This window comes from Mesorhizobium sp. WSM4847 (assembly GCF_055811335.1).
Genome location: NZ_JBVVPY010000082.1, coordinates 1 through 1,601, shown reverse-complemented (window position 1 = coordinate 1,601; position 1,601 = coordinate 1). Strand labels below are relative to the sequence as shown.

The window sequence follows — 1,601 nt, the reverse complement described above, 5'->3', positions numbered from 1 at the left end:
GCGACCTGCTCGCCGGCGGCGACATTGGCCTGGACGACCACGGTGCGCGCGCCATCGATGCGGTTGAGGATGCCGACGGTCGGCTCGGGCTTGCGCACGACGAAATTCGAGATCGGCACCGACCCTTGCGACGTCTGCACCCTGAGGTCGTCGAGTGTCGACAGCGTGCGCCGGTCCTCGGGCAGGCGCAGCCTGATGTCGACGGCGTCGTCCGCACCGGCCGGCCGGTATTCGCTGAGCTTCAGCCCGTTCGTCACCAGTTGCACCACCGTGCCGACCGAGGTCGGGCTGATGCCGTATTGCGCCGCCTTGGCGCGATCGACGTCGAGCGCCCAGTCGACGCCAGGCGGCGGCAGGCCGTCGGAAATGTCGATGACGCCGGGCACCCTGGCAATGCGCGCGGCGACGGCGCGCGCCTTGTCGTCGAGGCCCTTCGGATCGACAGCAGAAAGCCTGATCTGGATCGGCTTGCCGGTGGGCGGGCCGGCCTCGGGCACGCGAACCTCGACGTCGACGCCGGGAATGCCGGCCATGACGCCGCGCAGTTCGTCCAGGATGGCGTTCGCCGATTTGCGCTCGCGCCAGTCGACGAACTCGTACTGGATCACGCCGACCACGTCTTCGGGAATGTCCTGGCCGCCGCCTTGCGTCTTGCCGACACGGGTATAGACCGATTTCACGCCCGGCCAGCCGAGAAGCCGGTTTTCCGCGGTCGATGTGGCGGCATCCATTTCGGCGAGCGAAAGGTTGCCGCGGGCGTGCACATAGAGCAGGCCGTAGTCAGGCTCGACATTCGGGAAGAACTCGACGCCGGCGCCGTATTTCGAATAGGCAAAGCCGACACCGAACAAGAGGCCGACGGTGAGCAAAAGCACGGTGATGGGAAAGCGAACCGCCTGCTTGACCACCGCCATGTACCAGCCGTCGCGGTTGTCGTTCTCGTGATGCGGCGGCGCCTTGGCGAACAAGGCGCCCAGCGCCGGTGCAAAGACCAGTGCATAGAGCATCGAGGCCGAGAGCGTGACGATCAGCGTGATCGGCATGTATTTCATGAAGTCGCCGATGATGCCCGGCCAGAACAGCAGCGGCGAAAAGGCGGCGATGCGCGTCATCGTCGCGGCGATGACCGGACCGGCCATGCGCTTGGCGGCAAGCGCGAACGCCTCTGCCTTAGGCATGCCTTCGCTCATCCGCCGCTCGGCGAATTCGGTGACGATGATGGCGTCGTCGACCAGCATGCCGACCGCCAGGATGAGGCTGAACAGCACGATCATGTTGATCGTGTAGCCCATCATGGCCAACAGCAGGATGCCGATCAGGAAGGACGATGGAATGGCGAGGCCGATCAGCAGCGAGGCGCGGCCCGACAGCGCGTAGAGAATGACGATGAACACCAGGATCACGGCGATCATGACGTGGTTCTGCAGATCGCCGAGCAACTGGTTGACGAAGACCGACTTGTCCTGCGTGTAGGTGACGTGCATGCCTTCCGGCATGGTCTTTATGAAGGCATCGGAGACGGCCCTCACCTGGGCGATCGTGTCGATCAGGTTGGAGCCGATGCGCTTCTTCACCTCGATGGCGATCGCCGGCTTGCCGTC

General features: G+C 64.9%; 1 protein-coding gene. It reads right to left on the bottom strand.

The features are described from left to right. Positions 1-1,601: efflux RND transporter permease subunit (locus AC0L28_RS34590; protein WP_473482967.1), on the bottom strand; the 1,601-nt coding region annotated here is incomplete at both ends.